The organism is Psychrobacter sp. 1Y10, assembly GCF_052259005.1.
GTDB lineage: Bacteria > Pseudomonadota > Gammaproteobacteria > Pseudomonadales > Moraxellaceae > Psychrobacter > Psychrobacter saeujeotis.
In genome coordinates, this window is record NZ_JBQQES010000018.1 from 1 (window position 1) to 5,700 (window position 5,700).

The following is a 5,700-nucleotide window of genomic DNA, read 5'->3' on the forward strand; positions in this document are numbered from 1 at the left end:
TATTTCTACAGTCCACTGAACCTTAATTCTTACTCTTACTCTTACTCTTACTCTTACTCTTACTCTTACTCTTACTCTTACTCATTCGGTCTTTTACTATTTCAAATAACGCCGTTCCTGCGACTACTACTATTCCCCCAACTAGCGTAAAAATTAATTCAATCACTTGATCTTCTGAGTTTGAGTGTTTATTCCCTTTATAATCATTTTTATGTTTTCTCTCAGCATACTCAGCTCTATTTTCAGCTTGCCTAGCTCTATGTTCAGCATTATTGACTCTTTGGTTTGCAGAAGTCATATCGCTATCGTAGTTTCTTGATATAACTTTCAATCCTTCTATTACATCACCTCTAGGTATTGAGGATCTTTTTTTATACTCAAAAACATTCATGTTAACCCCACAAATACGATAATATTAATTTACTCCAAACTAATGTTATCACTATTGTTAGTATTTAAAGCATATTTATATTTTCTCACCATGTTATCTAAAATCTACTTTCGGGACAATTCACTTTATCATTTTGTGATAAATTCCAAGGATAACAAACGAGTAGTATTTTTTTAGAGCGATGTACACCTTAAATGGCGTGGCTTTGCGAAGAAGTTGCTAATTGACGCGAAGGTAATGAAAGCGTAAACTCAAGTGCTAGAAACGACTAACCCCCAGTGCTACCAACACTAGGGGTTAGGTGAATTTTAATCTGTGTCAGCAGATATAAAACCCATCTTTCGATACGGATATTTTATATCAGCAGGCGCACCAACACAAGTGTGTGTCATGTTAATACTACCGGAAATATACGAAACCCTGCCCCATAAGCCCTATTGCACCGATGATTTAGGTAATCTGATCATTCGTCCTAGGCAAACTGCCGTCAAAATGCGGTACATTCAGCATAACCCACCTTGCATGACTCACTTCATATGCTTAGACATTGATCATGAGCATGGTGCAATGCGTTGGGCGGAAGAATACTTGCCACCGCCACGGTGGACAAGCCAAAACCCCTCAAACGGACACGCTCATATTGTCTATGAGCTAAAAACGCCTGTTTGCACCAGTGAGCATGGCAGTCGTAAAGCCTTAGATTATCTTGCTAAGATACAAGCAGGGCTTGTCAGAGAGACGAGGGCAGACGTCGGTTATACCAATTTCATCACTAAAAACCCGATGCACAAGCATTGGCGTACCGAGGTATGGACAAAAGAAGCCTACGAGCTAAATTATCTAGCGGAATTTGTTGATCTCAGACCTTTAACGACTAGAGAGAAAGAATATGGACTTGGTAGGAACTGCACCCTGTTCGATACCGTTCGTCATTGGGCGTATGCTGCGATTAGAGAGCATCGAGGGAAGACTTGGGAGCAATGGTATAACTCAGTGCTCAAACATGCTCAAAACGTTAATATGATGTTTTCACGGCCATTACCCTATTCAGAAATCAAAGCAACTGCTAAAAGCATCGCAAAATACTGCTGGAAGCATGACGCATACCACTATCACGAGTTTGTTTATCGTCAATCAGTTAAGGGAAGTAAAGGCGGTAAAATTAGCAACTCTTCGAAAGGTGGTGTAGCACGTTCGCTTAAATATCAAGACAAAAGAACTAAAGCTTTAGAACTTAAAGCTCTAAAGCTTGCTAATAAAGAAATAGCGATACAATTGGGCGTATCAGACAGGACTATAAGAAACTGGCTTAAGCTATGATTCCTTGAGATATTCTTGCAATATCTGCGTCCAAGTCCTTGATAGCTTGTTTAGGCAAAGCCTTTTTCTTCATTCTTTCGACATCTCCGTCTAAAACAGCATTAACCATGTTGATTGAGATATCTATATTCTGTTTATGGAATTCAGAGACAATAGCAGCTCTCTCTAGTCCACGCTCTGCAAACTCTTCGATTCTCTTGCAGTTACCTATAAATTTAGGTTCAAACATTGTGAATGACAGCATAACAAGTTCCTTTTTTATACGCTAAATGAGTAATAAATATGGGGCTCATTTTTTTTAAAAAAAGCGGAAAGTGCAAGCCTAAATCAGATAACAGCCTTTTTTTAGTTTTGATGCATAGTGCTGGCTTTTCTATAGCATTGTAGTTAAGTCTTTTATAGTTCTTGCTTAGGCTATTCGCCGTCTAGTTACTTTCGATAATTATGTGCTGTGCATTAAACAGTACATCGTCGGTTTTGTATATTGCTATGCTTCTATCTTCAGTGATTTCGATGAACGTATATTTGTCGTTGAAGTATCGAATCTTATATTCCTGATCTTTGCCGTAATCTTCTTCAATTCTACTCTCAACGTACTCGTAGTTAGCAAGTCTTTCTGGTGTCGGTATCTTATACAGGTTTAGGTATATGTTCCCCAGATTCAATACTGTATAGATGAGCATTGTAGCTGGCGTTGCAATCATGAGTATCTCTCTGAATACCTTAAATGGTGTTATTTCTACGGGTTCTAGTACCCGCGATTGTTTATTGAAGAGCCACAAGTACTTTAGAGAAAATGCCAGCCCCGCTAACATCATAGAACTTATTGCGATCATGACTAATAGCGCATCTTTGAATGGTCCACTATGCATAAACAAGGCTGCTGTTGAAACTGAGTAGGAAAATATTAGTACTGGAATAGCATTTTCTGGAGTATATTCTTTATCTTTATTTTTGACTGCCTTTTCTAAGTCACCTATTAGTGGCATTGCCATCAAAGTTGTAAGGTAAAATCTATACATAATGTAAGAAGCTAGTACAGTGAGAGTTACTAAAGCTCCATCTGCAGCTAGTTGCGAGACAGAGAAAAACCTCAAATAAGTTAAATCTATTTTTGACAATTCAATAGTTTGTATCGCTGCCCCCATTCCCGATATTATTATTAAAATAAAAGGAATATTTTCTTTAGTTATATTTAACCCCTTTATCCAAGTATTTTTATCGGAAATACTATCTATAAAACTGACATTCTGAGTTTTTTCTAACTCGTTTCTCTTATCATTTTTACTGTTATCTTCCACTATTTGTTCCTTAAATACTGCGTAACTGTAATTTGTTTTATTTGTATACAAGGAAAGTATCATAAATATAATTATTCTTTTCTAAATTATTGTATTATTTAATAGCCAGCATATACCGTGGGTACAATATTCACTGCGTTACTATTGACCCAAGGCATACTGGTAAGGGGAAACCCCTTAACCCCAACCCCTCACAAAAAGCCGTGAGGGTAAAAAATAACTGCTAAAGCGAGGTTCAAATGGCAAGGACGAAATGGCTAAAAATACGAGTCTCTGATGATGAAGTCTTAGACATTAAAAAGCGTGCAGGCAGACACGATATGTCTAACTACATTCGTAGATTGATACTTGATCAACCGATAGCCGCGCCTGAATCCGAGCCCAAAAAAATAGTACACACTGCCGATCCTGAATTGGTGCGAGCCGTTAATCGTATTGGCATTAACATCAACCAAATCGCCAAGCAGATTAACACAGGGCAAGAAGTCGGTAACTTAGTACTAATTGCCTTACTCAACTTGCAAACCTCGCTAGATAAAGCACTAGCATCGAGTATGCCCGATGATCGTTAAATTCTTCACACATGGCACTGGTAGCAGTAAAGGCGTGTTTGATTACTTGCTCAAAGACAACCAGCAGCCAGAGGGCAAACGGCTCGATGCCGAAGTATTGAGGGGCGACGTAGACAACCAAGCCTTGCTCATTGATAGCCTAGACTTCAAGCAAAAATACACCAGTGGTTGCTTATCGTTTACCGAGACAGCCGACCAAGTTACTGCAGAACAGAAAAACGCTTTAATGGACGGCTTTGAGGAAACCATTCGAGCAGGGCTAGACGTTGATAGAGTAAGCGTGAGCTGGATTGAGCATCGAGATAAAGGACGGTTAGAGCTGAACTTTGTCTTTACCAATGTAGATTTAGAGCATGGCAGAGCGTTTCAGCCCTATGTCCACTACCAAGATAAGCGCCGCGTCAACGCATGGAAAGACATGCAAAATATTGAACATGGTTTTACCGACCCCAATGACCCCGCCAACAAGCGATTAATGGCGCAGCGTGACAATTTACCAAGAGACGTTAAAGACGCGAGACAAGCCATTACTGACGGTCTACAAGTATTAGTGGTTGAAGGCGTTATAACCAGTCGTGACGACGTTATTCAAGCCCTCACTGATGGTGGCTTTGAGATCGCACGAGAGACAGACAAAGCAATCAGTATCAAAAACCCAGATCCCAAAGCAAAACGAAATATCAGGCTAACAGGCGGATTATATGAGCGAGATTTTAAGTTTAGCCCAGAAGTTCAGAACACAGTCAGAGAAGCAAGCGAAGACTATCGAGCAGGAAGTAGAGAACGCTACGACGCAGCTAAACAGCTTTATGACAGCGAAATTACAAGAAAGCGAGACTATCATCAAGCAAGGCATGACAAACCTAGACACGAGCAACGAGCAGCTGCTCACGATGTTAGTAACGCATCAAACCGATATGTCTACAGCCCTCGAAACTTATATGAGCAGCGTCCAAGCCCATACCACCGAGCATTTAAACCAGTTCGCAGAAGACATAGAGAAGACGATAGAAGCCTATACACAGCACATAGCGTATCTGATAGAGCAGCGAGAAGACAGAATAGCGCAAGTTATCAAGTCAGAGATGAAAAAATGGGCGATAGTAGCCGGTTTGAGCGCACTCGCGATGCTGGTGTTGGGAATAATCATAGGGACAATGCTGTTCAACACGTTCTCAAAACCGACACAGCCTATGCCACAACCGAAGACGCTATCGCAGACGCAGCAGCCCATCAACTATGGACAGAAATAACTCATGGACAAGAGACTACTAGAGCAAGTGCAGCAAGCGATGCAAGCACAGCAGGATACGATCAAACGCCAAGAGCAAATGCTAGACGACCAAGAGAGATACATGGAGCAGATGCTCGACAAGAAAGATCAAGATATAGCGGAATTGACAGCCTCATTGAACAGATTGGCACGAACGAAGACGCAAGAATTAGAGCGCTTACCGACGTTGTTCAAGGAGTTGCAAGCTTCAATGACAGAACAAACGATGGTATTCAATGGATGGGTGGCATATCGGAAAGAGCACGTAACAACGCAAGCATTATTGATAAGCGAGTTATTGGCTTTAGGAAAAGTACAAATTCAACTCGTAGAGCAGTTAAAGACGTATCAGAGTACGATAACACCGCCCGACTATCTCAAGAGCGATACGACGCAGCTAGACAGCGATACCGTGAAGTTAGAAAGCGAATTGAAGGAATTAGTGAGCGCACAGATCAAAATAGAGCAATCACAAACGAAAATAACCGGATCGCAGACGGCAATACAAGCGGAATTGAAGGAATTAAACACGTTGCGGGACAAATTAGAGACGTAATCAAAGCCAAAGAGCAAGAGCTTGCTAGAGCGCCCACAAGGTCACGATCTGCAAGTATGGGTCGATAGCTAAGGCGGAAAAGAATACTGTAAACACTGAGATATAGGTGATGGTTCGATGTCTCTACATTGCACTGCACAAAGTTCATGACATCTTCTGTAACTACTTAAAAAAAACCTATCTTTGATAGGTTTTTTTTAAGTAGTTCTATATTTCTACAGTCCACTGAACCTTAATTCTTACTCTTACTCTTACTCTTACTCTTACTCTTACTCTTACTCTTACTC

Annotated in this window: 7 protein-coding genes; 4 read left to right on the forward strand and 3 right to left on the reverse strand. The window is 40.5% G+C overall.

Annotated features, from left to right (window positions below; genetic code table 11):
- Positions 1–22 precede the first annotated feature (22 nt).
- Complete coding sequence (locus tag ACTXGH_RS13660) at positions 23–391, reverse strand: hypothetical protein (RefSeq protein WP_439297180.1); 369 nt, start codon at positions 389–391, stop codon at positions 23–25.
- A 390-nt stretch (positions 392–781) separates the two neighbouring features.
- On the opposite strand from ACTXGH_RS13660, the gene ACTXGH_RS13665 reads away from it, so the two are divergent.
- Positions 782–1,711, forward strand: coding sequence for a replication initiation protein (locus tag ACTXGH_RS13665; RefSeq protein ID WP_439297181.1), 930 nt, complete (start codon positions 782–784; stop codon positions 1,709–1,711).
- Here the strand turns inward: ACTXGH_RS13665 and ACTXGH_RS13670 are convergent.
- On the reverse strand, positions 1,701–1,955 hold the full coding sequence (locus tag ACTXGH_RS13670) for a hypothetical protein (RefSeq protein ID WP_439297182.1): 255 nt from the start codon (positions 1,953–1,955) through the stop codon (positions 1,701–1,703). The genes ACTXGH_RS13665 and ACTXGH_RS13670 overlap by 11 nt on opposite strands.
- Before the next feature lie 181 nt (positions 1,956–2,136).
- Complete coding sequence (locus ACTXGH_RS13675) at positions 2,137–3,012, reverse strand: hypothetical protein (RefSeq protein WP_439297176.1); 876 nt, start codon at positions 3,010–3,012, stop codon at positions 2,137–2,139.
- 239 nt (positions 3,013–3,251) lie between these two features.
- Here ACTXGH_RS13675 and ACTXGH_RS13680 point away from each other — a divergent pair, with 239 nt between their 5' ends.
- From ACTXGH_RS13680 to ACTXGH_RS13690, 3 genes are all read left to right on the forward strand, one after another.
- Entirely contained in the window at positions 3,252–3,584 is a 333-nt protein-coding gene (locus tag ACTXGH_RS13680; RefSeq protein ID WP_439297177.1) for a plasmid mobilization protein, read from the forward strand.
- 701 nt (positions 3,585–4,285) lie between these two features.
- On the forward strand, positions 4,286–4,837 hold the full coding sequence (locus ACTXGH_RS13685; protein ID WP_439297178.1) for an MbeB family mobilization protein: 552 nt from the start codon (positions 4,286–4,288) through the stop codon (positions 4,835–4,837).
- 3 nt (positions 4,838–4,840) lie between these two features.
- Positions 4,841–5,413, forward strand: coding sequence for a hypothetical protein (locus ACTXGH_RS13690; RefSeq protein WP_439297179.1), 573 nt, complete (start codon positions 4,841–4,843; stop codon positions 5,411–5,413).
- Positions 5,414–5,700: the final 287 nt, after the last annotated feature.